Annotated in this window: 18 protein-coding genes; 6 read left to right on the top strand and 12 right to left on the bottom strand. The window is 70.6% G+C overall.

Going from position 1 to position 22,243, the window contains the following annotated elements:
• Window positions 1–35: 35 nt before the first annotated feature.
• The 5 genes from ABD093_RS10880 to mgtE all read left to right on the top strand — a co-directional run bounded on the left by ABD093_RS10880 (window position 36) and on the right by mgtE (window position 8,843).
• The gene (locus ABD093_RS10880) at window positions 36–1,454 is read left to right on the top strand and encodes an MFS transporter (protein ID WP_343924419.1); all 1,419 of its coding nucleotides are present in this window, start codon (window positions 36–38) and stop codon (window positions 1,452–1,454) included.
• A 79-nt stretch (window positions 1,455–1,533) separates the two neighbouring features.
• Window positions 1,534–2,772 (top strand): D-mannonate dehydratase ManD, encoded by a 1,239-nt coding sequence (manD, locus tag ABD093_RS10875; RefSeq protein WP_343924417.1) that lies wholly within the window; start codon window positions 1,534–1,536, stop codon window positions 2,770–2,772.
• A gap of 488 nt (window positions 2,773–3,260) precedes the next feature.
• Window positions 3,261–4,991: an aryl-sulfate sulfotransferase gene (locus ABD093_RS10870; protein WP_343924415.1), complete on the top strand. Its 1,731-nt coding sequence runs from the start codon at window positions 3,261–3,263 to the stop codon at window positions 4,989–4,991.
• A 388-nt stretch (window positions 4,992–5,379) separates the two neighbouring features.
• Window positions 5,380–7,173 carry a gamma-glutamyltransferase family protein gene (locus tag ABD093_RS10865; RefSeq protein ID WP_193118707.1) on the top strand — a complete coding sequence of 598 codons (1,794 nt, stop codon included), beginning with the start codon at window positions 5,380–5,382 and terminating at the stop codon, window positions 7,171–7,173.
• A 311-nt stretch (window positions 7,174–7,484) separates the two neighbouring features.
• Window positions 7,485–8,843: a magnesium transporter gene (gene mgtE / locus ABD093_RS10860; protein WP_319021652.1), complete on the top strand. Its 1,359-nt coding sequence runs from the start codon at window positions 7,485–7,487 to the stop codon at window positions 8,841–8,843.
• A 169-nt stretch (window positions 8,844–9,012) separates the two neighbouring features.
• On the opposite strand, the gene ABD093_RS10855 is transcribed toward mgtE, so the two are convergent.
• The 8 genes from ABD093_RS10855 to ABD093_RS10820 all read right to left on the bottom strand — a co-directional run bounded on the left by ABD093_RS10855 (window position 9,013) and on the right by ABD093_RS10820 (window position 16,875).
• A complete protein-coding gene (locus ABD093_RS10855) occupies window positions 9,013–10,332 on the bottom strand; it encodes an MFS transporter (protein ID WP_343924413.1) in 1,320 nt (439 codons plus the stop codon).
• A 77-nt stretch (window positions 10,333–10,409) separates the two neighbouring features.
• On the bottom strand, window positions 10,410–10,847 hold the full coding sequence (locus ABD093_RS10850; protein ID WP_193118673.1) for a MarR family winged helix-turn-helix transcriptional regulator: 438 nt from the start codon (window positions 10,845–10,847) through the stop codon (window positions 10,410–10,412).
• Window positions 10,848–11,011: 164 nt separating this feature from the next.
• A complete protein-coding gene (locus tag ABD093_RS10845) occupies window positions 11,012–11,563 on the bottom strand; it encodes a hypothetical protein (RefSeq protein ID WP_343924411.1) in 552 nt (183 codons plus the stop codon).
• Window positions 11,564–11,743: 180 nt separating this feature from the next.
• Window positions 11,744–12,430 carry a helix-turn-helix domain-containing protein gene (locus ABD093_RS10840; RefSeq protein WP_343924409.1) on the bottom strand — a complete coding sequence of 229 codons (687 nt, stop codon included), beginning with the start codon at window positions 12,428–12,430 and terminating at the stop codon, window positions 11,744–11,746.
• A 54-nt stretch (window positions 12,431–12,484) separates the two neighbouring features.
• Complete coding sequence (locus tag ABD093_RS10835; protein WP_343924408.1) at window positions 12,485–13,573, bottom strand: sugar kinase; 1,089 nt, start codon at window positions 13,571–13,573, stop codon at window positions 12,485–12,487.
• Window positions 13,570–14,223 carry a bifunctional 4-hydroxy-2-oxoglutarate aldolase/2-dehydro-3-deoxy-phosphogluconate aldolase gene (locus ABD093_RS10830; RefSeq protein ID WP_343924407.1) on the bottom strand — a complete coding sequence of 218 codons (654 nt, stop codon included), beginning with the start codon at window positions 14,221–14,223 and terminating at the stop codon, window positions 13,570–13,572. The genes ABD093_RS10835 and ABD093_RS10830 overlap by 4 nt, the downstream gene beginning before the upstream one ends.
• Window positions 14,224–14,356: 133 nt before the next feature.
• Window positions 14,357–15,361, bottom strand: coding sequence for an L-idonate 5-dehydrogenase (locus ABD093_RS10825; RefSeq protein WP_343924406.1), 1,005 nt, complete (start codon window positions 15,359–15,361; stop codon window positions 14,357–14,359).
• On the bottom strand, window positions 15,361–16,875 hold the full coding sequence (locus ABD093_RS10820) for a mannitol dehydrogenase family protein (protein ID WP_319021654.1): 1,515 nt from the start codon (window positions 16,873–16,875) through the stop codon (window positions 15,361–15,363). The genes ABD093_RS10825 and ABD093_RS10820 overlap by 1 nt, the downstream gene beginning before the upstream one ends.
• A 229-nt stretch (window positions 16,876–17,104) precedes the next feature.
• Here ABD093_RS10820 and ABD093_RS10815 point away from each other — a divergent pair, with 229 nt between their 5' ends.
• Window positions 17,105–17,653 carry an SRPBCC family protein gene (locus tag ABD093_RS10815; RefSeq protein WP_193118680.1) on the top strand — a complete coding sequence of 183 codons (549 nt, stop codon included), beginning with the start codon at window positions 17,105–17,107 and terminating at the stop codon, window positions 17,651–17,653.
• Window positions 17,654–17,749: 96 nt separating this feature from the next.
• On the opposite strand, the gene ABD093_RS10810 is transcribed toward ABD093_RS10815, so the two are convergent.
• From ABD093_RS10810 to ABD093_RS10795, 4 genes are all read right to left on the bottom strand, one after another.
• A complete protein-coding gene (locus ABD093_RS10810; RefSeq protein ID WP_193118681.1) occupies window positions 17,750–18,571 on the bottom strand; it encodes a carbohydrate ABC transporter permease in 822 nt (273 codons plus the stop codon).
• Between the two features lies 1 nt (window position 18,572).
• Complete coding sequence (locus tag ABD093_RS10805) at window positions 18,573–19,562, bottom strand: carbohydrate ABC transporter permease (protein WP_377802349.1); 990 nt, start codon at window positions 19,560–19,562, stop codon at window positions 18,573–18,575.
• Window positions 19,559–20,875 carry an extracellular solute-binding protein gene (locus ABD093_RS10800; protein WP_343924402.1) on the bottom strand — a complete coding sequence of 439 codons (1,317 nt, stop codon included), beginning with the start codon at window positions 20,873–20,875 and terminating at the stop codon, window positions 19,559–19,561. Before ABD093_RS10800 ends, ABD093_RS10805 begins: the two co-directional genes overlap by 4 nt.
• A 240-nt stretch (window positions 20,876–21,115) precedes the next feature.
• Window positions 21,116–22,204 carry a Gfo/Idh/MocA family protein gene (locus ABD093_RS10795; protein WP_343924400.1) on the bottom strand — a complete coding sequence of 363 codons (1,089 nt, stop codon included), beginning with the start codon at window positions 22,202–22,204 and terminating at the stop codon, window positions 21,116–21,118.
• Window positions 22,205–22,243 lie beyond the last annotated feature (39 nt).

Here is a 22,243-nt window from a genome sequence, read left to right as displayed (position 1 = left end):
TCGCCCGCCGCGTGCGGGCCGCGCGAAGGAGCACGATGAGCAGCACCCCCACCACCGCCTCGGAGGGTCGTGCCAGCACGCCCGGCGATCCGACGGCGAGCCCCGCCCAGCCCGTCCGCTCGGTGGGCGACCTCGTGCGCGCCGCCGTCTCCGGCTGGCTCGGCACGGCCCTGGAGTTCATGGACTTCCAGCTGTACTCCCTGGCCGCGGCCCTGGTGTTCAGCCAGGTCTTCTTCGCCTCCTCGGATCCGGGCATGGCCGTGATCGGCGCGATGGCCACCTACGGCGTCGGCTACGTCGCCCGCCCCGTCGGCGCCTGGTACTTCGGGCGCATGGGCGACCGCATCGGCCGCAAGAAGGTCCTCTTCTACACGATCGTGCTCATGGGCACGGCGACCACCCTGATCGGCGTGCTGCCCACCTACAGCCAGGTCGGGCTCCTGGCCCCGGCGCTGCTGGTGCTGCTGCGCCTGCTGCAGGGCTTCGGCGCGGGCGCGGAGATCTCCGGCGCCGGCGTGATGCTCTCCGAATACGCCCCGGTCAAGCGCCGCGGGCTCGTCGCCTCCCTGGTCGCGCTCGGCACCAACTGCGGAACCCTGTTCGCCTCCGCGATCTGGGCGGTGCTGCTGGTGGTCGTCACCGAGCAGCAGCTGCTCGACTGGGCCTGGCGGATCCCCTTCATCGCCAGCGCCCTGGTGATGGTGTTCGCCGTGTGGGTGCGCCTGAACCTCAAGGAGAGCCCCGTCTTCGAGGCCCGCGATGACGTGGTCGACGGCGAGGCCGTGGGCCACGAGGAGATCGCCGCCGGCGAGGCGCCCTCCGAGGCCGCGGAGTTCAAGCAGGCCCCGTCGCTGACGGTCAAGTCCGTCGCGGTCGCTTTCCTGCTGCGCTTCGGCCAGGCCGGCAACTCCGGCATGATCCAGACCTACCTGATCACCTTCATGACGGTGTTCCTGCTGCTGGACAAACAGCTCTCCACCGAGGTCGTCATCATCTCCTCGCTGGTCGCCTTCGTGACCGTCCCCGTGGTCGGCCTGCTCGGAGACAAGTACGGGCGCAAGACGATGTACACGATCATGAGCGCCGCGGGCCTGGTCGCGGCCCTGCCGTGCGTGCTCCTGATCGTCTCCGGGCAGACCGGGCAGGTCATCGTGGGATACGTGGTCCTCCACAACCTCGGCGTGATGTCCCTGGCGTCCATGGAGAACCTGACCCTTCCCGAGATCTTCGGTGCGAAGAACCGCTACCAGGCCACCGGCGTGGTGCGCGAGGTCGCGGCCATCGTCGCCACCGGCGCGACCCCCGTGATCGCCGCCGCGATCGTCAGCGCCACCGGCTCCTGGATCCCCGTCGCCGTGATCATCATGTTCTTCAGCGGCTGTGCCCTGTTCGCCGCGATCTGGATGAAGGAGGTCGCCGGACGCGACCTCACCGACCCCAACCCCGCCATGTGAGGGCGCCCGCTCGCGCGGCCCCCACCTCGTCGTCCATCGACCACACTGATACCCACCACGCCACCCAGGAGAGCACCCGATGAGCATCGAACGCATCGACGTCAACGTCACCAGCCCCGGCCGCAACTTCGTGACCGTGAAGGTCACCACGAGCGACGGCATCGTGGGCCTCGGCGACGGCACGCTCAACGGCCGCGAGCTCGCCGTCGTCTCCTACCTGCGCGATCACGTCGCACCCACCCTGATCGGCCGCGACGAATCGGCCATCGAGCAGACCTGGCAGTACCTCTACCGCAGCCCCTACTGGCGCCGCGGTCCGGTCACGATGGCCGCCGTCGCCGCGATCGACATGGCGCTGTGGGACATCGCCGCGAAGAAGGCCGGCGAGCCGCTGTACAAGCTGCTCGGCGGCGCCTCCCGCACCGGCCTGCTCACCTATGCGCACGCCTCCGGCACCACGATCGAGAAGCTCAACGAGGCCATCCACGGCTACGTCGAGCAGGGCTTTGGCGCGGTGCGGATCCAGGCGGGGGTGCCCGGGCTGGACCAGATCTACGGGGTGCACGACTCCGATCCCGGCGGGAAGTACGAGTACGAGCCCGCAGGCCGGGCTGATGCCGGCGCGGCGATGCGGCCGACGGAGGAGACCTGGGACACCCGCGCCTACCTCCGCCACCTGCCCACCGTGTTCGCGGGCGTGCGCGAGGAGTTCGGCCCCGAGCTGCGCCTCCTGCACGACGGCCACCACCGCATGAGCCCGATCGAGGCCGCGAAGCTCGCGAAGTCGCTCGAGCCCTACGACCCGTTCTGGCTCGAGGACTGCACACCCGGCGAGGACCAGGCCGTGCTGCGCCTGGTGCGCCAGCATTCGGTGACGCCGCTGGCCATCGGCGAGGTCTTCAACTCGGTCTACGACTACCAGACCCTCATCACCGAGCGCCTGATCGACTACGTGCGCTCCTCAGCCACCCACGCCGGCGGCATCACCGGCCTGCGCCAGATCATGGCCTTCGCCGCGGTCTACGGGATCCGCTCCGGATTCCACGGGCCCACGGACGTCTCCCCGGTGGGCATGGCCGCGAACCTCCACCTGGGCCTCGCGATCCACAACTTCGGCATCCAGGAGTACATGCCGCACTCCGAGACCACCCTGTCGGTGTTCCGCACCAGCTACCGCTTCGAGAACGGTCTGCTGCACCCGGGGGAGACCCCGGGCCTCGGCGTCGAGCTCGACGAGGAGGCGGCGGCCGCCCACGAGTACGTGCCCGCCTACCTGCCGGTGAACCGCCTGCGCGACGGGTCCGTGCACGACTGGTGAGCCGAGGAGCGTCGCGCGCCGCGTGCCGCGGGCCGTGTGCCATCTGCTGCGGGACGTGGGCAGTGTGCCCGGGTGGACCTGGCGCGCTGCCGGGCACAGCCGAGCCGGGCCCGCTGTCGTCGGCTGCTTTCCGCGACGAGTGCGACGTTAGCGCTGGCATGAGGGTGGCATCGGGTTCGTAAGGTCGCACTGGATGAGCCAGGACCGCACGGGGCGACCCGGGGCGACCTGGGACGACCTGAGGTGGCCCGGGGTGATCCAGGACGACCAAAGGGCGACTAACGGTGTGCCAGGAGCGACTGCGTAGCGCTGCCGTGCCCGGAGTTCGTACTGGGTGCTGCCGCGCGCGATGCCGGATCCGGATGCTTAGGGTGGGGTCCATGCGCGTCGATCCTGATCCCGTATCCGCCCTCGACGTTGAGCTCGGTCTCCTGCCTGCCGTGACGACAGGGAGAGGCACGCCCCGGAATGGTGCGACCGGGGGAGGCGTGACCCGGGGACGCTCCCCGGTCCGTCGGCGGACGCTCCTGGCCGGCGCTGCCGGCACCTCGCTGACCCTGCTCGCCCTGGCCGCCTGCACCGACGAGGACACCGAGCCCGGGCCGCAGGAGCCCGACGCGGACGAGGTCGCCGAGCTGAGCGTCATCTACAGCGAGAACCCCGCGGCGCGCGGCGACTGGACCGTCTGGTCCGTCGGCTACGACCTCGCCGAGGACCAGGACGCCCCGCCGCTGTACGACGCCACCACCCAGCAGGCGCGGCACGAGGCTCTGCAGGCCAAGAAGGCCGAGCAGGACTGGACTCGCGAGGACCCGCTGCTGGTGCTCGACCCCTACGGCAGCACCCGCACCGGGCTGTACGTCTACTTCGAGGACGCCGCGAGCGGGCAGCTCGACGTCGTCTCGACGGCCGCCGCCACGGAGGACTTCGCGCACACGGCCGCCAACCATGCGGCGGAGACCGGCTTCGAAGGCCTGGTCATCGGCCTGATCCCCGGCGCCCACAACACGCTGACGCTGACCTGGACGCCCGAGAGCGGCAGCGGATCCGCCGGAGAGCTGCGGATCAAGGCACCCACCACAGAGTCCGGCTACGGCACCGCCGTGAGGGCCGAGATCGCCGACCCGGGCGCCCTCACCCCGGGACTGTTCGCCCTCAGCGGCGTCACCGCCCAGAGCACCAACACCTACCTGATCGACAACGCGGGCACGATGCGCGCCGAGGTGATCTCGGGCGACACCGCCGCGCACCACTTCGTCGTCGAGGACGGGAACCTCGTGGTCACCACCGGGTCCCGGCAGATCGGCGTGCTCGACCCGCTCGGGCACGCCCGCACCCTCATCGATCTGGGTGACCACAGCGTCCACCACGACCTCGCCGTGGTGGACGGCATCGCCTACGTGCTCACGTCGGACGCGACCTCGGAGCGGGTCGAGGACCGGGTGATCCGGGTGGACCTCGCCTCCGGGGACGTCGCCCAGGTGGTCGACCTGCAGACGCTCCTCCCGGAGTACGAGAAGCTCGCCCACGCCCAGGAGGGCGAGGCCGGCGGTTCCGAGGTCCAGGGCAAGGACTGGATCCACATCAACTCCATCGACGTCCGCGAGGGCGTCATGTACCTCTCCGCCCGCGAGACCTCCACGATCATCGCCCTGGACGACGCCCTCGACCCCGGCTCCGAGCCCGCGGTGCGCTGGATGATCGGGGTGGACGCGCTGTGGGAGGGCACCGGCTACGAGGAGAAGTTCCTGGCCGCCGAGGGCACGGTGATCGGCAACGCCGGCCAGCACAGCGTGCGACGCCTCGACGACGATGCCTTGGACGAGGGCCAGTTCTACCTGGAGATGTTCAACAACAACTACTGGCGGATGAGCACCCGCGACGACGCCGACTGGAAGGACGTCGGCCCTCAGGACGCCTCCCTGGAGGAGCACGACGGGGTCAGCCACGCCCTGCGCTACCTGGTCGACGAGAACGCCGGCACCTTCGCGCAGGACGACGCCGTCGAGCTGCCCTACTCCTCGGTGGTCTCCAACGTGGACCGCCTCGGCGACGGCGGCATCGACCAGCCGATGGTCGCGAACTCCGGGCGCGCGAACGAGTTCTCCGAGCGGGCGGCCGACGGGACGGTGCTGGCCACCTATCGCTACGACTCCGCCAGCCACGGCTACCGGGTCTACAAGGATCCGTTCGACGGGTTCTGGTTCAGCGGACAGTGATCGGTGCGGTGACTGGTGCCGTGCCGTGCCGTGCCGTGCCGTGCCGTGCCGTGCCGTGCGTGCCTGCGTGCGTGCGGGCGGGCGCGGCTGTGGAACGTCCTGTTGCCGCGGTCACCGCAGGGGGCACCATGGGGTCGGACCCCGCAGCAGATCGCCCGGAGTCACGAGGGCGTCCACCCCGCCCGCCTGCCCCGGGGCGGCCGATCTCGACCTCTCGAAGGGAAGACCACCGGTGACCCCTGCTCCGCCCGCCGCCCAGACCGACGGCCCGTCCGCCGAGCACTCTCCCGCAGACCGCTCGTCGGCCGACCGCCGCACGCCCACCACTCACTCGTTCGTGACGCCGCCCGGCCCGACCACTCGCCCCACGCTCCAGGGGACCTTCGGGATGTCCGCCTCGACCCACTGGATCGCGACGGCCTGCATGCAGAGCGTGCTCGAGCGCGGCGGGAACGCCTTCGACGCCGCCGCCGCGGGAGCCTTCGTGCTGCACGTGGTCGAACCCCACCTCAACGGCCCCGGCGGCGACATGACCGCGATCCTCGCAACCGCCGAGGACCCCACCCCCGTCGTGCTCATGGGCCAGGGGCCCGCGCCCGCCGGGGCGACCATCGAGCACTACCGCTCCGAGGGGCTCACGGCCGTGCCGGGCACGGGCGCCCTCGCCGCCGCGGTCCCGTACGCGGTCGACGCCTGGCTGCTGCTCCTGGAGGAGAGGGGCACCTGGGAGCTCGAGGACGTCCTGTCCTACGCGATCGACTGCGCGGAGAACGGCCACCCCGTGCTGGCCTCCGTCAGCACCCAGATCGCGACGGTCTCGCAGACCTTCACCGAGCACTGGCCCAGCTCAGCGGCTCTGTGGATGCCCGAGGGGACGCCACCGGTGGCCGGCGAGCTGATCCGCAACCCCGAGTACGCGGCCGTGCTCCGGGACCTTGTCGCCGCAGGCGGGGGGATCGAGCCGCACGCCGCGGGTGGGGGCATCGGCATCGAGCCGGAGGCCCCGAGTGGACGTGAGGCCAGGATCGCCGCCGCTCGGGAACGCTGGCGCACCGGTCCGGTGGCCCAGGCCGTCACCGAGTTCCTGCGCACCCCGCACCGCCATTCCGACGGCGCCGACCACGCCGGCGTGATGACCCTCGGGGACTTCGCCGCGATCGAGGCACGCGTCGAACCCGCCGCGACCTCCACCTTCCGCGGCTGGACGGTCGCCAAGACCGGCGCCTGGGGGCAGGGACCCGCTCTGCTGGAAGCCCTCGGCATCCTGGAGGGGTACGACGACGACCATCTCGACCCCTCGACCGAGCAGGGCGCCCACACGATCCTGGAGGCACTCAAGCTGGCCCTCGCCGACCGCGACGCGCACTTCGGAGATGGTGATGTCGACCTGGAGCGGCTGCTCTCCCCGGACTACCTCGCCGCCCGTCGCGCCCTGATCACCGAGGCGGCGTCGCACGAGTTCCGTCCGGGCGCGCTCGGCGACTCCCCGTCGGCCCGGCCCCCGCTGCTCACCGAGGACGAGCTCGCGCAACGCACGGGCCAGCCCGTCGACCGCGGCACGGGCGAGCCGACGGTCCGCGCGACGGGGGAGGCCCGCGGGGACACCTGCCACCTCGACGTGGTCGACCGGTGGGGGAACATCATCAGCGCCACCCCGTCCGGCGGTTGGCTCCAGTCCTCGCCCACGATCCCCGGCCTCGGGTTCTGCCTGGGCACCCGGCTGCAGATGATGTGGCTTGACGAGGACCTCCCGTCGGCCCTGCGCCCCGGCCGGCGCCCGCGCACCACGCTCACCCCGACGCTGGTGCTGCGCGACGGCGCCGCCGTGCTCGCCTGTGGGTCTCCGGGCGGTGACCAGCAGGACCAGTGGCAGCTGCTGTTCCTGCTGCGCGTGCTCGTGGGCGGGCTCGACCTCCAGCAGGCGATCGACGCCCCGGCCCTGCACACGCTCTCGATGCCGGGCTCTTTCTGGCCCCGCACCTGGTCGCCGGGCCGAGCGGTCGTCGAGGATCGGCTCGGGGAGGACCTCCTCGCCGGCCTCGCAGCGCGCGGGCACGACGTGATCCGCGCCGGCGACTGGTCCCTCGGTCGTCTGTCCTGCGTGATGCGCGATCCGCGCACCGGGATCCTTCGCGCCGCGGCGAACTCCCGCGGCTCCCAGGGCTACGCTGCCGGCCGCTGACCCGGGCGCTGCGAGCCACTCGACCCCCGATCGCCCCGTTCTCTCTCCGACACCTTCTTGACCCCTCGATTCCCTCGATTCATGCCGCTGGTGGGGCATATCGAGGGAATCCGGCACGGTGAGGTCGGCAGAGCGTATCGACCGGTGGGTCCCGCCTCAGGAGGAAGGTCTGACCTGAGGCGGGACTCGCGCGGTGCCTACCCCTTGCCACATACGGCCTGCCCGTGCAGCCTGCCGCTCGCCGCTCGCCGCCCACTGCTCGCCGCTCACTGCTCGCCCCTGCGGCCTGCGGACTCGGACACAATGGAGACGTGACAGAGACCCAGGCGACCGTCGATTCCGTCCTCGCGATGCTGCGCGCACAGCCGCACGACGAGGAACAGCTGGAACAGCTCGCCCTCGAGGCGCATCTGCTGCCGGTCGGGGAACTCGTCTATCTGCTCGAGTCCCGTCCTGAGACCGAGGCGGCCGTGCTGTTCCGGGTGCTCGACAAGGACCGGGCTCTGGGAGTCTTCGAGTCGCTGCCCTCCCATCACCAGGCCGAGCTGATCTCGGCTCTGCGCACCCCGCAGGTCGCCGAGATCATCGGCGACCTCGACCCCGACGACCGTGCCGCCCTGCTGGACGAGCTGCCGGCCTCTGTCGCCGAGCGGCTGATGCATGGTCTCGATGCGGACGAGCGCGCCATGACCACCACGGTGCTGGGCTATCCGCGCCATGCCATCGGCCGGTACATGTCACCCGAGGTGCTCACCCTGCTCCCCACGCTCACGGTCCGCGAGGCGATGGCCCACGTGCGGGCCCACGCGGAGGAGCCCGAGACCGTCTACCTCCTCCCCGTGGTCGACGGGAGCCGGACGCTGCTCGGGGTGGTGGGACTGCGCCGCCTGCTGGTCGCCGACGAGGAGGCGCTCGTGGGCGACATCGCGCACGAGGCGGTCCGGGCGAGAGCCACGGACGACCGCGAGGATGCCGCCCGGCGCTTCTTCGGCGCGAAGCTCCTGGCCATGCCGATCGTGGACAGCGAGGACCGTCTGGTGGGGATCGTGACCGTCGACGACGCCATCGACATCCTCGAGCAGGAGAACACCGAGGACTCCGCGCGCACCAGCGGCTCCGAGCCCCTGCGACGGGCGTACCTGTCCACCCCGATCATCGGGATCGTGCGGAGCCGTATCGTCTGGCTGCTCGTGCTGGCCATCTCCGCGATCCTCACCGTGCAGGTGCTCGAGGTGTTCGAGGACCGTCTCGACCAGGTGGTGATCCTGGCCCTGTTCATCCCGCTCCTGACCGGCACCGGTGGCAACACCGGCAACCAGGCCGCGACCACCGTGACCCGTGCGCTCGCCGTGGGCGAGGTGAGGGTGAGGGACCTGCCGCGCGTGGTCTGGCAGGAGCTGCGCGTGGGCGCGACCCTCGGCGCCGTGCTGGGAGCCCTCGGGTTCCTCGTCTCCGGCCTGGTCTACGGATGGGCGATCGGCACGGTGATGGGGCTGACCCTGCTGTCGATCTGCACCATGGCCGCGATCGTCGGCGGCCTGATGCCTCTGGTCGCGAAGCGGGTGGGGGCGGATCCGGCGGTGTTCTCCAACCCCTTCATCTCCACCTTCTGCGACGCCACCGGCCTGATCATCTACTTCACGATCGCGACGGCCGTGCTGGGGCTCTGACGACCCGGCCGGACTGTGCCCGGCGTGGCCGACCCCTGCCCGACGTGCGCCGATTCCCCCGATTCGTGCCGTTGATGGCACATTTCGAGAGTTTCTATAGCTGAGGTTGGGCGTGTCCTGGCCCGGGCTCGGCAGGGCCGACGCAGCCCGCCCCTGGGTCCAGCGGCGATCAGGCCCCGTCGCCGACGGAGATCGCCTCGGCCTCCTCGACGGGGGTGAGCTGGTGGTGCGTGCCGACGGCGGCGAGGTGGCGTCGGCCGAGCACGAGCATGATCATCGAGACCACGAGCGCCCCGGCGGCGAGCAGGTACGGGGCACCGGCGGCGGTCGCGGCGGCGAGCGGGCCGGCGATGGCGGGTGCGATCGCGCCGCCGAGGAAGCGCACGCCGGAGTATGCGGAGCTGGCGACTCCGCGGGGCAGGTCGGTGGCTTCCATGACGGTCTCAGTCAGCGCCGTGTTCATGATGCCCAGCAGCAGTCCGCCGATCACGATCAGGGCGATCAGCCCGGCCATGGAGGTGTGGAAGATGCTCATGACGACCATCAGCACGGCGAGCAGGCCGAGCACGGTCAGCAGCGTGGGGATCAGCCCGAGCTTCCGGGTGAGGATCGGGGCGACGAACACCGAGGTGATCGCGAGGCCCAGGCCCCAGCCGAAGAACACGCCGCCGATGCCGAGGGCACCGAACTCCATGCCGTGTTCGGCGGCGGCCGCCTCGAGCGGGAAGGGCGAGTAGGCCAGCAGCGTGAAGAATGCGAAGTTGTAGAAGATCGCGGTGAGGGCGAGGGTGCGCAGCGCGGGATGGGACAGGGCGCGCAGCGAGGCCAGCGGCGCGACGTGCGCGGGCTTGGCCTCCTTCTTCAGCAGCACCACGATCGCGAGGAAGCCGACGGCCATCAGCACGGCGGTGCCGGCGAAGGGGGCGCGCCAGGAGACGTTGCCGAGCAGTCCGCCGAGCAGCGGGCCGAGCGCCATGCCGATGCCGAGCGCGGTCTCGTACAGGATGATCGCGCCGGCGCTGGGGCCGGCGGTGGCGCCGACGATCGCGGCCAGGGCCGTGGAGATGAAGAGGGCGTTGCCGAGGCCCCAGCCGGCGCGCAGGCCGATGATCTCCCAGACGCCGCCCGCGCCCGCGGCGAGCGCCGCGAAGAGCACCACCAGCACGAGGCCGATGAGCAGGGTGCGCTTCACCCCGATCTTCGAGGCGAACCAGCTGGTGAAGAACATGGCGATCGCGGTGATGAAGAGGTAGCTGGTGAACAGCAGCATCGCCTGCGACGGGGTGGCCTCCAGCTGGGTGCTGATCGCGGGGAGGATCGGGTCCACCAGGCCGATGCCCATGAAGGACACGGTCGCGGCGAAGGCGATCGCCCAGACGGACTTGGGCTGGCGGAACGCCTCGCGCAGGGTGGGGGCGGCGTTCTGGGCAGCAGCAGTCGGAGTGCCCGCAGGGGTGGAGGCCGTGGCCTCGGTGGGTCGTGCGGTCATGCGTGGGGGTCCTTAGGTCGGAAAAGGGGTGGGGTGAGGACGGGCTGGGGGAGTGAGGGCGGAGCGGTGGGGAGAGGTCATCCGTCGTGGGAGTCGACGAGTCCGGCGAGGATCTCGGCGGCGCGCTCGAGGGTCGCGATGTCCTCGGCGGGGAGCGGCTCCAGGAGTCCGCCGACGCCCGTCGCGAGCTGGGAGCGCCAGGCGGTGAGCTGTCCCGTGCCCTGCTCGGTGGTGCTGACGAGCGAGGAGCGGGAGTCCGTCGGGTCGGGTTCCCGGCGCACCAGCCCCTCCTCCTCGAGCCGCTTGATGACGGTGGTCGCCGTGGGGCGGGAGACCCGCTCGCGGTCGGCGATCTCGCTCAGCCGCAGGGGGCCGTGCCGCTCGATCGTGGCGACCACGCGCCAGGAGACGGTCCCGACGCCGACTTCGGAGCGGCGTGCTGCGAGTCGGGAGAACTGGCTGCAGACCAGCGCGAGGTGCTGCGGGAGGTCACCGGGTGCATCAACAGAAGTCATCACGAGGAGACAGGGTAGTTCGCAATGCAAACTAAAACAAGTGAGGGATGCGAACTGGTTGTGTGCGTCTCACGGGGCGGGTGGGCCCGGGGACCTGCGGGTGAAGGCGGGGCGCCGTGGCGGCTTCGTCCCGGACGCGATCGTCAGGCCAGCTCGACCGGGCGTCAGGTGGACGCCAGGAGCTCTATCAGCCTCGCAAGGCGATGCAAGCCTCGGGCATCGAGGTCGACCTGATCTAATGTCTTGCGCAATCCGAAGATGACGCGCGCCCTTTGGCGGCGACGTAGTTGGAGGAGTTCGCGCCGGTCACCCGGTCCGAGGATGTCTGCCAGTGCTGCGATGTCCTCCAGATGCCTGGTCTTGTTGGCGTCGAGAGGGATCAGCAGAGCCGAGCTTTTTTCGTACAAGGCGCCGACGAGGTTGGGACGATTCACATCGAGCTCGAGGTCGTCGACGTGCACACGGACGCGCTCGGTTCGGTCCAGTCCGAATTGGGCTCCGCGGGTCGCCAGAGGCCTTCCGATCCCTGGGTGCTTCCTGTCAAGGATCCGTGCGCCGAGGAAGTCGGGGGTCAGGACGTCGATCTGGGCGTCGCCCCGTGCCCACCTGTGGTCCTGACCGGACGGGTTCAAGCCGTCCGGCGCGAATCCGGCGGCGCGCAGCGCAGCGACTATGCGATCGATCGCGCGGGGCTCGGCGCGTACGTCCAGGATCACGTCGATGTCGCGAGTTGAGCGGGTTGAATCGTAGTGGCGCTCTGCCAGGTGGAGGCGGACGAGGCTACCCCCCGGCGAGAGACCATCCCGAGGGCATCCGGCGGGCGACATCCGCCATGCCTTCCCAGGAGGCGTGCTCTCGGTGGTCCGCGGTGAGGAGGTGCGCGACCGGGGCGTTGTTCATCGGCCGCGCTCCTCGATCAACTGGTCGAGGAGTCGCTCGGCTTCGGCGGTGCTGCGCGCGCGGTGGTCATCCAGAAGGTCCGCGATGATGTGCAGCCTGCGGGTTCGGGGCGGCGGGTCCTGTGCTCGCAAAACGACATTCGCTTCGCGTCGGCTCGCCGGGTCGAGCATGTGGAACAGTTCGATGTCGTCGAGGGTCGCCGACGAGACGTACGCGTCGACGGAGGCGCCGTACACCTCGGCGTCGGGGTGCGAGATGCCGGTGAGCGCGAGACGGGGGTCGATGCGGAGTTCGGCGACGTCTGCATCGCCTGCCCGAAAACGACGGACGTGGAGGTCGGGTCGACGCGCATACTCCGCGATCTGGGGTAGCCCGAGTCGGGTGATCAGCGACGCCCGTTCTCGCGCTCGCCGCAGTCTGTCCGGATGGAGGCCGGCCGTGTCGCCGTCGAGGTACGCGGCGAGTTCGTCGAACGTGGCAGTGGAGAGCTTTCGGCCGGGACGTTGCGGCCTAGGGGTGTCGACGTCGTCGGCGATGACCCACTCCCGCCCGACCTTGCGGGCGGGGAGCCGTCCGGTGAGGATTCGCTTCCGCACGGCTTGTGAGGAGATGCCGGCCCGCTCCGCGTACTCCTGAATACTCAACATGGCAGAATGGTATCGCTGGCGAAACCATTCTGCCATGTTTGCAGGTGAGGAGAGGCTCCACGTTCGTGGGGGTGCGTGGAAGGCCGGGTGTCAGCGGATCACAGGATCCGCGGCACAGCCGGAGAGCAGTGCGTCGAGGTCGCTCCGTCGCGGTGCGCCTTCCCAGTCCCCGGGGGTGGTGCAGGCCAGCGCCCCGCAGGCGTTCGCGCGGGCCAGGCGTGCGGCTACGTCGAGTCCGTCGAGCTGAGCGCTGAGATATCCGGCCACGAAGGCATCCCCGGCGCCGACGGTGTCGACCACGTCGACCCGGTGCCCGGGAGCCTCCTGGATCTGGCCATCCGCGAGCGCCGCACCGCCGTCGGCCCCGAGCTTCACGACCACCTGGCGGCCGTCGGCCTCCAGCGCGCGCAGCAGGGCGCGGTGGTCGGGGTCGCCGGCCGCGGCGGCGGCAGCACCTGCCCCGTCAGCGCCGTCTGCGCCGGCCCCGCCTGCGGTGGGGGCGAGGATCGAGAGCTCCTCCGGCCCGCCGAACACGATGTCGACGTGCTCGAGGATCTCGCCCAGGCGCGCCGCGAGCAGCTCCTGCGAGCCGAGGCGGGAGCGGTAGTTCACGTCGAGGCTGATCTGCACACCGGCCGCGACGGCGCGCTGCACGGCGGCGACGTTGGTGGCGTGCGCGGTCTCCGACAGCAGCGGGGTGATGCCGCTGAGGTGCAGGATCTGCGCCTGCTCGATGAGCCCCTCGGGGAGGTCCTGCGGCGTGAGCGCGGAGGCGGCGGACCCGGCGCGGTAGTAGTCCACGCGCGTGGTGGTGCCGTTGGGACGGGACTTGAGCATCAGGCCCGTCGGCCGTGTCGGATCGACGGTGCAGTGCACCTCGACCCCTTCGGCGCGGATCTCGCGCATCACCCGCGTGCCGAGGGGGTCGTCGCCCACCCGGCTCACCCAGGCCACGGGGACGTCGAGGCGGCGCAGGCCGATCGCGAGGTTCGACTCGGCGCCGCCCAGGGAGATGTCCACCGAGGGCAGGTGGGCGAGCGAGCCGATGGTGCCGCTGCGCATCATCGCCATCGTCTCGCCGACGGCGACCACGCGCGCGGCCGACGGGGCCGATGCCGACGCGGCGGACGGGGCGGCCGACGGGCCCGATGTCGACGCGGCCGACGGGGCCCCGCTCATGCCCCGGCCTCGCGGGTGGTCACGCCCACGAACCGGGCGGCGCGGTCGGCGAGGGCGCCGAGGTCGCCGCCCTTGAGCGCATCGCCGAGCAGCGGGCCGCCCACGGAGACGGCGTCGGCCCCGGCCTGCAGCCAGGCACCCGCCGCCTCGAGGTCCACGCCGCCGGAGGGGATCACGCGGATGCCGGGGAACGGACCGCGCAGGTCCTTGAGATAGCCGGGGCCCACCACGCTCGCCGGGAACACCTTGACCGCCGCCGCGCCCGCGGCCCAGCCCGTGTGCAGCTCGCTCGGGGTGAGGCCGCCGGGCACGATCGCGATGCCGGCCTCGGTCGCCGCGTCGAGCAGGTCCGCACGGGTGATGGGGGTGACGATGTAGTGGGCGCCGAGCTCGGCGGCACGCCGCAGGTCGTCGGGGTCGGTGACGGTGCCGATGCCGATGTCGAGCTGGTCGCCGAAGCGCTCCAGCAGGCCGGGCAGCTCATCGAGGGTCCCGGGCGTGGAGAGCGTCAGCTCGACGGAGCGGATGCCGGCGCCGGCGAGGGTCTCCAGGACGGGCGCGTACTGGTCGGCGCGCTCGCCGCGGATCACGACGATGAGGCGGGCGGCCGCGGTGCGCTCGGGAAGCGTGGGGCGTTCGATGCTGGTCATGGCGGGCTCCTCGGAGAGGTCGGTACGGACGGAACGGGCAGACGACAGAGGCGACGGAGACTGCGGGAACTGCGGAGACGGCGGGAACTGCGGGGACGCAGGGCCGACGCGCGCGGCGCCGGCCCGGCGATCCTCACAGCTCGAGCAGCACCTTGGCGGAACGGGAGGCATCCTTCGCGGTCGCGAACGCCTCGACGGCGTCCGCAGCGGGGATGACCTGGGTGATCACGGCGTCGAAGCGGTCGTCGGCCGCGAGCACCTCGATGGCCTCGTCGATCTCGGTGTCGAAGCGCTGAGTGCCGCGCAGCTGGACCTCCTTGGCCACGAGCGCGGCGAGGTTCACGGGGATGTCCGTGTTCGGCAGGATCGCGACCTGCACGATGATCCCCGCGGGGCGCACGGCGCGCACCCCGGAGGAGAGCGAGACGGGGGCCGAGGAGCACTCGAGCACCACGTCGTAGGCGTTGTCCTCGGGGCTCGCCTCGGTCACCAGGATCGCCTGCGAGGCGCCCAGGGCCTTCGCCCGCTCGAGCGGCTCGGGGCGCACGTCGGTTACGTCGACGGAGGCCGCCCCGCGGTGCAGGAGGGAGGCGACGGCCAGCAGACCGATCGGGCCGGAGCCCAGGACCAGGCACTTCTTGCCCGTCACATCACCGGCGATGGTCACGGCGTGCAGGGCGACGGCGAGCGGCTCCGCGAGCGCACCACGGCGCAGAGGCAGCGACTCCGGCAGGCGGCGCAGGTTCGCGCGGTCGATGACCATGTACTGGGCCGCGGCTCCCTGACGGTGCGGGGTGACGCTCGCGCTGCCCAGGTAGTCGCCACCGGGCCACAGGTGCGGGCGGTCCTCGATGCCCGGGGCGCTGGCCCCGTACCGGGCCGGGTGCACGGTCACCGGGGTGCCGGGCGCGTACTCGCCCCGGGGGTCGAGATCGACCACGGCGGAGAGCTCATGGCCGGGGATCAGCGGCTGCGTGATCACGAACGCGCCGTTCGCGCCGTGGAAGTAGTAGTGCAGGTCGGAGCCGCAGATGCCGACGTACGCGATCCGCAGGCGCACCTCGTCCCCGCGCGGTTCGACGTCGGGGGCGTCCGCCCAGCGGATGTCCTCGGCGGCATGGATGGTCAGGGCCTTCATCAGCGGTTCTCCTTCAGGGACGCGGCAAGGGCGTCGGCGGCCGCGGCGCGCGGTCCCGACGTGACGATCGTGGTCAGCAGCTCGCCGACGGCGACGACGAAGTCCTCGCGCTCGGCGAGCTGCTCGGACAGGCACCCGCTCTCGAGCAGGGCGCGGGCATGCTCGGCCGGGGTGGTGGCGCGCTCCGCGATCCCCTGCAGGCGGTCCTGGTCCGGGTCGCTCATCGCCCGGGCCTGCTCGCCGGGCTCGAAGCCGCGGGGCGGGACGACGCAGGCGAACCAGGCGGCGACGGTGAGCGCGAGCAGCGCCGGCATCCGCCCCTGCTCGAGGTGGAACAGGGCCGGGGTCGGGATCCGCTGCGGCAGCCGCATGGATCCGTCCGATCCCACCTGACGGGTGCGATGGCCCAGGTCATGGTTGTGCCAGCGGTGCGTGAGGTCCTCGATGTACTCCTCGACGTCGAAGCCCGAGGGGAGGTCGATGGTGGGCAGGTTCTCGCCGCGGATCAGCGCGAGCGTGGACTCCGCGATCCAGTCCTGCTCGAAGCTCGCAGGGATCGTGGCACGGCCGTCGAGTGCGCCGAGGTAGGCGATCAGCGAGTGCGGGCCGTTGAGGATCCGCAGCTTGACCTGCTCGTACTTGCCGACCTCGTCGGACATGATCGCGCCGCCCAGGTCCCAAGCCGGACGACCTGCCGGGAAGTGGTCCTCCATCACCCACATGGAGAACTTCTCGGCCCGCACCGGGGCGCCGTCGCGCACGCCCAGCAGCTCGGCGACCTGATCGCTGGTCCCTGCCGTGGTGGCCGGGACGATGCGGTCTACCATCGCGTCGGGGAAGGCGACCTGCTCGCGCACGTAGGCCAGGACGTCCTCGGTGGCGCCGGAGTGCTCGAGGAACTCGGTGACCATGCGGCGGGCCGTCTGCCCCGCGGAGGAGAGGTTGTCGCAGGGCAGCACGGTGAACGGCTCGCCGCTGGAGGCACGCTCGGTGAGGCCGCGGGCGAGCAGGCCGATCACGGTGCGGGGAGCGGCCGGGGTCGCGAGGTCCGCGCGGATCCCGGCGGTGTCGACGTCGAGGCTGCCGGTGCGCGGGGAGACGGAGTAGCCGCCCTCGGACACGGTCAGGGTGAGGATGCGGCGCGCGGCGGTCGCGATCTCGGCCACCACGGCGCCGGGATCCTCGGCCATCACGCCGAAGCCGCGGTGCACATCGACCACATCGGCGCGGGTGCCGGTGTCCGCGAGCTCGAGCACGCTGTACAGGCCGTCCTGCGCGGCCATCGGATCCACGACGGAACGGGAGCGGTTCGCGAAGCCGACGATGCCCCAGTCGCCCTCCTCGGCCTCGAGGGCGCGGGCGGTGTGCACGGCGCCGTGGGCGCGGTGGAAGGCGCCGAGCCCGAGATGGATGATGCCGGCCCGGGCGGGGTCCCGGGGCGCGGAGGCGCCGAGGGCGGGAAGGCCCGCGAGGGTCCCGCGGCCCAGGTCCGGGATGGTGCTGGAAGACGACACGTGAACCTCCTGGTCGGTGCCCGGGCGCGCTCCCGCGACGGTACCGGACTGGTCCGAGGAGGTCTCCCCGGACGTGGCGTTCCATGATATGAAACGGCAGTTTCGCAACTCGTAACAGTCTAGCAAGCGGGACGGGGCGCAGCGCGGCTCGCAGGTGCCGCACCGGCGATCCCCGTCTACCGTAGGCCGCATCCGCGGAAGCGACCGCGCCCGACCATCAGGAGTGCAGATGACGATCACCGGAGATCTCGACGCCGACGGACAGGACCTCGTCCTCACCCGCACCCTCGCGGCGCCGCGCGACCGGATCTGGGCGCACCTGAGCACCTCGGCCCTGCTCGAGACCTGGTTCGGCACCTTCGAGGGGGACCCGGGATCGGGGCAGGTGCAGGTCACGATGACCGCCGAGCCGGGCGATTCCTCAGCAGTCGAGTACACGATCCACGCCTGCGAGCAGGGCGCCCTGCTCACCGTGAGCTCAGCGATGGGGGAGGACACCTGGTGCCTCTCCGTCGAGCTTGCCGACGCCGGCGGTGCGGAGGCGTCCGACAGCGCCGGAGCACCCGATCGTGGGGATGCGGCCGATGGCGCGGTAACCGTGGTCTCGCTCCGCCACCATGCGGTGCCCGCCGACATGGTGCAGCACATCGGCCCCGGCTGGGAGTGGTACCTCGACCGGCTCACCGGCGCCGTGACCGGCGGAGAGATCCCCGGGATGGACGTCTGGGACTCCCGCTATATGACCCTCGCGGAGGACTATGCCCGTCTGACCAGGTGATCGGAGCTGCCGAGGCCCCGGCTCCCGCTCCGCGGAGGAGAAGGGGCCGGGGCCTCGTCGGCGTCCGGGATCAGGCGACGGCGCCGCCCGGTTCGATCACTTGCTGAAGCCGGCGGTGAGGCCGCTGATCAGCTGGCGACGGCCGGCGATGTAGAGCACCAGGATCGGCAGCGCCGAGAGCATCACGGCCGCGAGCACGGCCGGGATGTTCGTGGTGAACTCGCCCTGGTAGGCCCACAGCGACAGCGGCAGCACCCGCATCTCCGAGCTCTGCGTGAGCACCAGCGGGAACAGGAAGCCGTTCCACACCTGCAGTGCGTCGTAGATGCCGACGGTGACGATCGCGGGCTTCGCGAGCGGCAGCACCAGGCGGCGGAACATCTGCATGTCCGAGGCGCCGTCGACCGTCATGGACTCGTACAGCTCCTTGGGCACGTCGCGCAGGAAGTTCGTCAGGATCAGCACGGTGATCGGGATGGCGAACGCGACGCTGGGCAGGATCAGCGCCCAGAGGGTGTCGTACAGGCCCAGCTGCACGATCAGGTAGTAGATCGGGATGATCGTGGCCTGCAGCGGGATCGCGATGCCCATGAGGAACAGGCGCTGGCTGAAGCGGGCCATCCGGGTACGGCTGCGCACGATCACGTAGCTGGCCATCAGGGAGGACACGACCACGGCCACGACGGTCACCACGGTCACGATGACGCTGTTGGTGAAGTACCGCAGGAAATCGTTCTCGAGCACGTAGCGGAACGGCTCGAGGGTGAACTCGCTGGGCAGCGACAGCGGGTTGGAGCTGAAGTAGTCCTCGCGCGGGCGGATGCTGGTGATCACGATGTAGTAGATCGGCACCATGATGACCAGGAGCCAGGCGAAGCCCAGGACGCCGCCGAGGACGTTCGGATTACGGGTTCTCATCTCAGGCGCCCTCCATCTGGCTTTCCATCTTGTCGGCGCCCGAGACCTTGTTCAGTCCGAGGGACAGCAGCAGCCCCACGACGATCAGGATCACGGCGATGACGCTCGCGGGTCCCATCTGGTAGGAGCGGAAGCCGGTCAGGTACATGTCCAGGGGGAGCACCCGCGTCGCATTGCCGGGCCCGCCGCCGGTGAGGATGAAGATCAGGTCGAAGTAGGTCAGCGAGCCCACCAGCATCAGCGTGGAGCTGGTGACGATCGTGTACTTCAGCTGGGGCAGGGTGACGTTGAAGAACTGCCGGGTGCGCCCGGCGCCGTCCAACGTGGCCGCTTCGTACATCGACTTCGGGATCTGTCGCACCCCGGCCTGGTAGAGCAGGGAGTGGAAGGGCACGAAGGACCAGGAGATGACCATGATCAGCGTGTAGAACGCCAGGTTCGGCGAGCCCAGCCAGTCCTGCTTCAGGAAGTCCGCGTTGAAGGCGCGGGACAGACCGAAGTTCGGGTCCAGCAGGGCCTTGAAGGCGATGCCGGTCGCCGCTGCCGAGAACAGCAGGGGCAGGAAGTAGAGCACCGAGAAGGCTTCGCGGTAGCGCTGGTGACCGGCCATGAAGGTCCCCAGCAGCAGGCTGAGGGGGAACTGCACGACGAAGCTCAGCGCCGTCATCAGGAAGGTCAGCTTCATCGCGTTCAGGGTGACCGGGTTCTGGAAGACCGCGAACCAGGCGTCGAGCCCGGCGAACGACGGGGTTCCGAGTCCGTCCCACGCGAAGAACGACAGCACGACCACGCCCGCGAGCGGCAGCAGGGCGAAGACGCCGAAGAACGCCAGGGCCGGCGCCAGCATCCAGTTGCTCGGCGCGGTGCGCAGGCTCTTCCGGGCGCGGGATCGGGGTGCCCCTGGGGAGGGCGCGCGGCCCTCTCCAGGAGCGGACGGTGCGGCGGGCTGCGAGGCGGCGGGCTGTGGTGCTGGGGACTGCGCCGCGGTCATGAGTCCAGGGTCGCGTTCATCGCGCTCACGAAGTCGGCCGGCTTCTTCTCCCCGAGGAAGATCTGCGAGAGGTTCGTGAGCAGCTCCTGGGCCGGGGCCGCCGGAAGCGCCTGATCCCACGACAGCTGGAAGTGCGGAGCGTTGATCACCATGTCGTAGGCGAAGGACAGGAACTTCCCGTCGTCGAGATCGGGGAGCTTGTCCTCGAGATCCTTGACGGCGGGGATCGCGCCCATGCCCAGGAAGCTGTCCACCATGTCCTCGTTGAGGTTGAACTCGTTGAGGTACTTGATGGCGAGCTCCTGCACCTCCGGGTCCGCGTCTGCGGAGACGGACCAGAAGTTGGCCGGGTTGCCGACGACGTTGGCCGGGTCGCCGGCGCCGCCGTCGGCCGCGGGGAAGTTCAGGAAGCCGAGCTTGTCGCCGGCGACGAAGTCGGGGGCGTCCTGCTTGAACGTCCCATAGACCCAGCTGCCCTGCAGGAGCATCGCGGCCTGGCCGGTGTGGACCAGGGCGGCGTCGGCGCCCGCATCCGCGGCCACCGAGCCGAAGCTCGAGCCGAAGGCGCCGGCGTCCACCAGCTGCACGATCGACTCCAGAGCGGAGGTGATGGCCGGATCGGACCAGGCGTCGGCCTCGCCCGTCAGGATCTTCTCGAAGACCCCTTCGCCGCCGATGCGGTCGGTGAGGTACTGGATGTACATCAGCTCGGGCCACACGCTCTGACCGGCCAGGGCGATCGGGGTGATGTCTGCCGCGACGAAGGCCTCCACGGCGGTCATCAGCTCGGCCCAGGTGGTGGGAGGGGTGACGCCGTGCTCCTCGAAGAGCTCGGTGCTGTAGTACAGGACCACCGGCTGGGTGTCGTTGTTCGGGACGCCGTACTGCTTCCCGTCGACCTCGCCGACCTTCGCGATCGACTCGATCGAGTGCGAGAGGATGTCGTCGACCTTGCCGGTGAGGTCCACGACCGATTCGTTGCCGACGTAGTCCTCCAGCGTGCCGCCGGCCCAGTTGAAGATCAGGGTCGGCGCATTGCCGGAGCCGATCGAGGTGCGGATCTTCTCCTTGTAGGAGTCGTTCGCGAAGAACTCCACGGAGAACGGGTCGTCGGGGTTCGCCTTGTCCCAGGCGTCGAAGGACCCCTGGTAGGTGTCCTGCTTGGCGCCGGTCAGGGCCCAGACGGACAGGCTCGATGGCGAGCCGCCGCCACCGGCGGGCTTCTTGCCGCCGCTGCACGCGCTGAGGGTGACCAGGGCGGGTACGGCGATACCGAGGCCGGCGAGGGTTGCACGGCGGGTGACAGGCTTCATTGCTGCTCCAGTTCGCAAGTTCGGCGACAACGCCGAAAAGATTTCGGAAACTTCTGTCGAGGGTGTCACGGTATGCCCGGTCCTACCGCTAGGTCAAGCCAGGCTCAGGCACTAATCGAACTCCGAAAGCTGAATGAAAACACGTCGAGATGTTGGGGACACGAAAAAGCCGACGGTCGCTGTCCCGGAGGGGGCAGCGACCGTCGGCAGGTGCTGTGTGCGGCGCGGGGCCGCGCGAGGTCAGGCGCCGCGCGCCCGCAGCACGCGGGCCTGCTCCTGGGCCTTCAGCGCCAGCTCCACGGCCTTGAAGGCGTGATCCTGGGTCATGGCGTTCTCGGTGCGGTGCAGGACGTCGAGGATGAGCTCGCCGAAGAATGGGTAGCCCACCTTGCCGGTGGCATCGATGCGATGCTCGCCCTCGCCGTCGACCAGGATCACCTGGCCGCCGCCGTTGTCGGTGGTGACGTCGACGTACTTGCGCAGCTCCATGTAGCCCTCGGTGCCGAGGATGAACGTGCGGCCGTCGCCCCAGGTGCGCAGCCCGGCCGGAGTGAACCAGTCCACGCGCACGAAGCCGGAGGCGCCGGAGGACAGCGCGATGTGGGCATCGCCGTAGTCGTCGAGCTCCGGGTGGTCGGGGTGGCCGAAGTTGCCGATCGAGCTCGAGAGGATCTCGGCGTCGTCGGAGCCGGTGAAGGTGAGCATCTGCTCGAAGTTGTGCGAGCCGATGTCGGTGAGGATGCCGCCGTAGCGGGCACGCTCGAAGAACCAGTCCGGCCGGGTCGAGGGGTCGCCCATACGGTGCGGGCCCATGCCCTGGACCTGGATGACCTCACCGATCGCCCCGCGGTCGATGTACTGGCCGGCGAGCACCGCGGCCTCGACGTGCAGGCGCTCGGAGTAATACACCATGTACTTCTTGCCGGTGCGCTCCACGGCGGCCTTGGCCTCGGCCAGCTGGTCGAGGGTGGTCAGCGGGGTCTTGTCGGTGAAGTAGTCCTTGCCGGCCTCCATGACGCGGATGCCCAGCGCGGCGCGGTCCGCGGGCACGGCCGCGGCGGCGACCAGCAGCACCTCGTCATCAGTGAAGATCTCCTCTTCGCTGCCGGCGATCTGCACCCCGGGGAACTGCTCGGCGAAGGCGTCGGCCCGTTCGGGCTGGGGGTCGTAGACCCACTTCGGGGTGCCGCCGGCGCCGATCAGGCCCTGCGTCATCCCTCCGATGTGGCCGTGGTCGAGATGCATGACGGCGAAGACGAACTCGCCGGGCTCGACGACAGGCTTCGGCATCGCGGCGGGGGCGTAGTTGGCTCCTTCGGAGACAGCCATGGGGGTCCTTTCAACGGGGTGGTCAGGGAGAGTGGTGGT

The sequence above is a fragment of the Brachybacterium tyrofermentans genome, assembly GCF_039526165.1.
Classification (GTDB): domain Bacteria; phylum Actinomycetota; class Actinomycetes; order Actinomycetales; family Dermabacteraceae; genus Brachybacterium; species Brachybacterium tyrofermentans.
The sequence above is the reverse complement of the archived record's forward strand: the minus strand, read 5'-3'. Positions and strand labels throughout refer to the sequence as shown.

What these genes read in the sequence shown, in the direction of transcription:
- ABD093_RS10805 (WP_377802349.1), bottom strand. Translation starts at nt 19,562, where the DNA reads ATGACCGCGGCGCAGTCCCCAGCACCACAGCCCGCCGCCTCGCAGCCC.
- ABD093_RS10840 (WP_343924409.1), bottom strand. Translation starts at nt 12,430, where the DNA reads ATGGCAGAATGGTTTCGCCAGCGATACCATTCTGCCATGTTGAGTATT.
- ABD093_RS10810 (WP_193118681.1), bottom strand. Translation starts at nt 18,571, where the DNA reads ATGAGAACCCGTAATCCGAACGTCCTCGGCGGCGTCCTGGGCTTCGCC.
- ABD093_RS10855 (WP_343924413.1), bottom strand. Translation starts at nt 10,332, where the DNA reads ATGACCGCACGACCCACCGAGGCCACGGCCTCCACCCCTGCGGGCACT.
- ABD093_RS10835 (WP_343924408.1), bottom strand. Translation starts at nt 13,573, where the DNA reads ATGAGCGGGGCCCCGTCGGCCGCGTCGACATCGGGCCCGTCGGCCGCC.
- ABD093_RS10880 (WP_343924419.1), top strand. Translation starts at nt 36, where the DNA reads ATGAGCAGCACCCCCACCACCGCCTCGGAGGGTCGTGCCAGCACGCCC.
- ABD093_RS10865 (WP_193118707.1), top strand. Translation starts at nt 5,380, where the DNA reads ATGTCCGCCTCGACCCACTGGATCGCGACGGCCTGCATGCAGAGCGTG.
- ABD093_RS10830 (WP_343924407.1), bottom strand. Translation starts at nt 14,223, where the DNA reads ATGACCAGCATCGAACGCCCCACGCTTCCCGAGCGCACCGCGGCCGCC.
- ABD093_RS10825 (WP_343924406.1), bottom strand. Translation starts at nt 15,361, where the DNA reads ATGAAGGCCCTGACCATCCATGCCGCCGAGGACATCCGCTGGGCGGAC.
- ABD093_RS10815 (WP_193118680.1), top strand. Translation starts at nt 17,105, where the DNA reads ATGACGATCACCGGAGATCTCGACGCCGACGGACAGGACCTCGTCCTC.
- ABD093_RS10800 (WP_343924402.1), bottom strand. Translation starts at nt 20,875, where the DNA reads ATGAAGCCTGTCACCCGCCGTGCAACCCTCGCCGGCCTCGGTATCGCC.
- ABD093_RS10850 (WP_193118673.1), bottom strand. Translation starts at nt 10,847, where the DNA reads ATGACTTCTGTTGATGCACCCGGTGACCTCCCGCAGCACCTCGCGCTG.
- manD (WP_343924417.1), top strand. Translation starts at nt 1,534, where the DNA reads ATGAGCATCGAACGCATCGACGTCAACGTCACCAGCCCCGGCCGCAAC.
- ABD093_RS10795 (WP_343924400.1), bottom strand. Translation starts at nt 22,204, where the DNA reads ATGGCTGTCTCCGAAGGAGCCAACTACGCCCCCGCCGCGATGCCGAAG.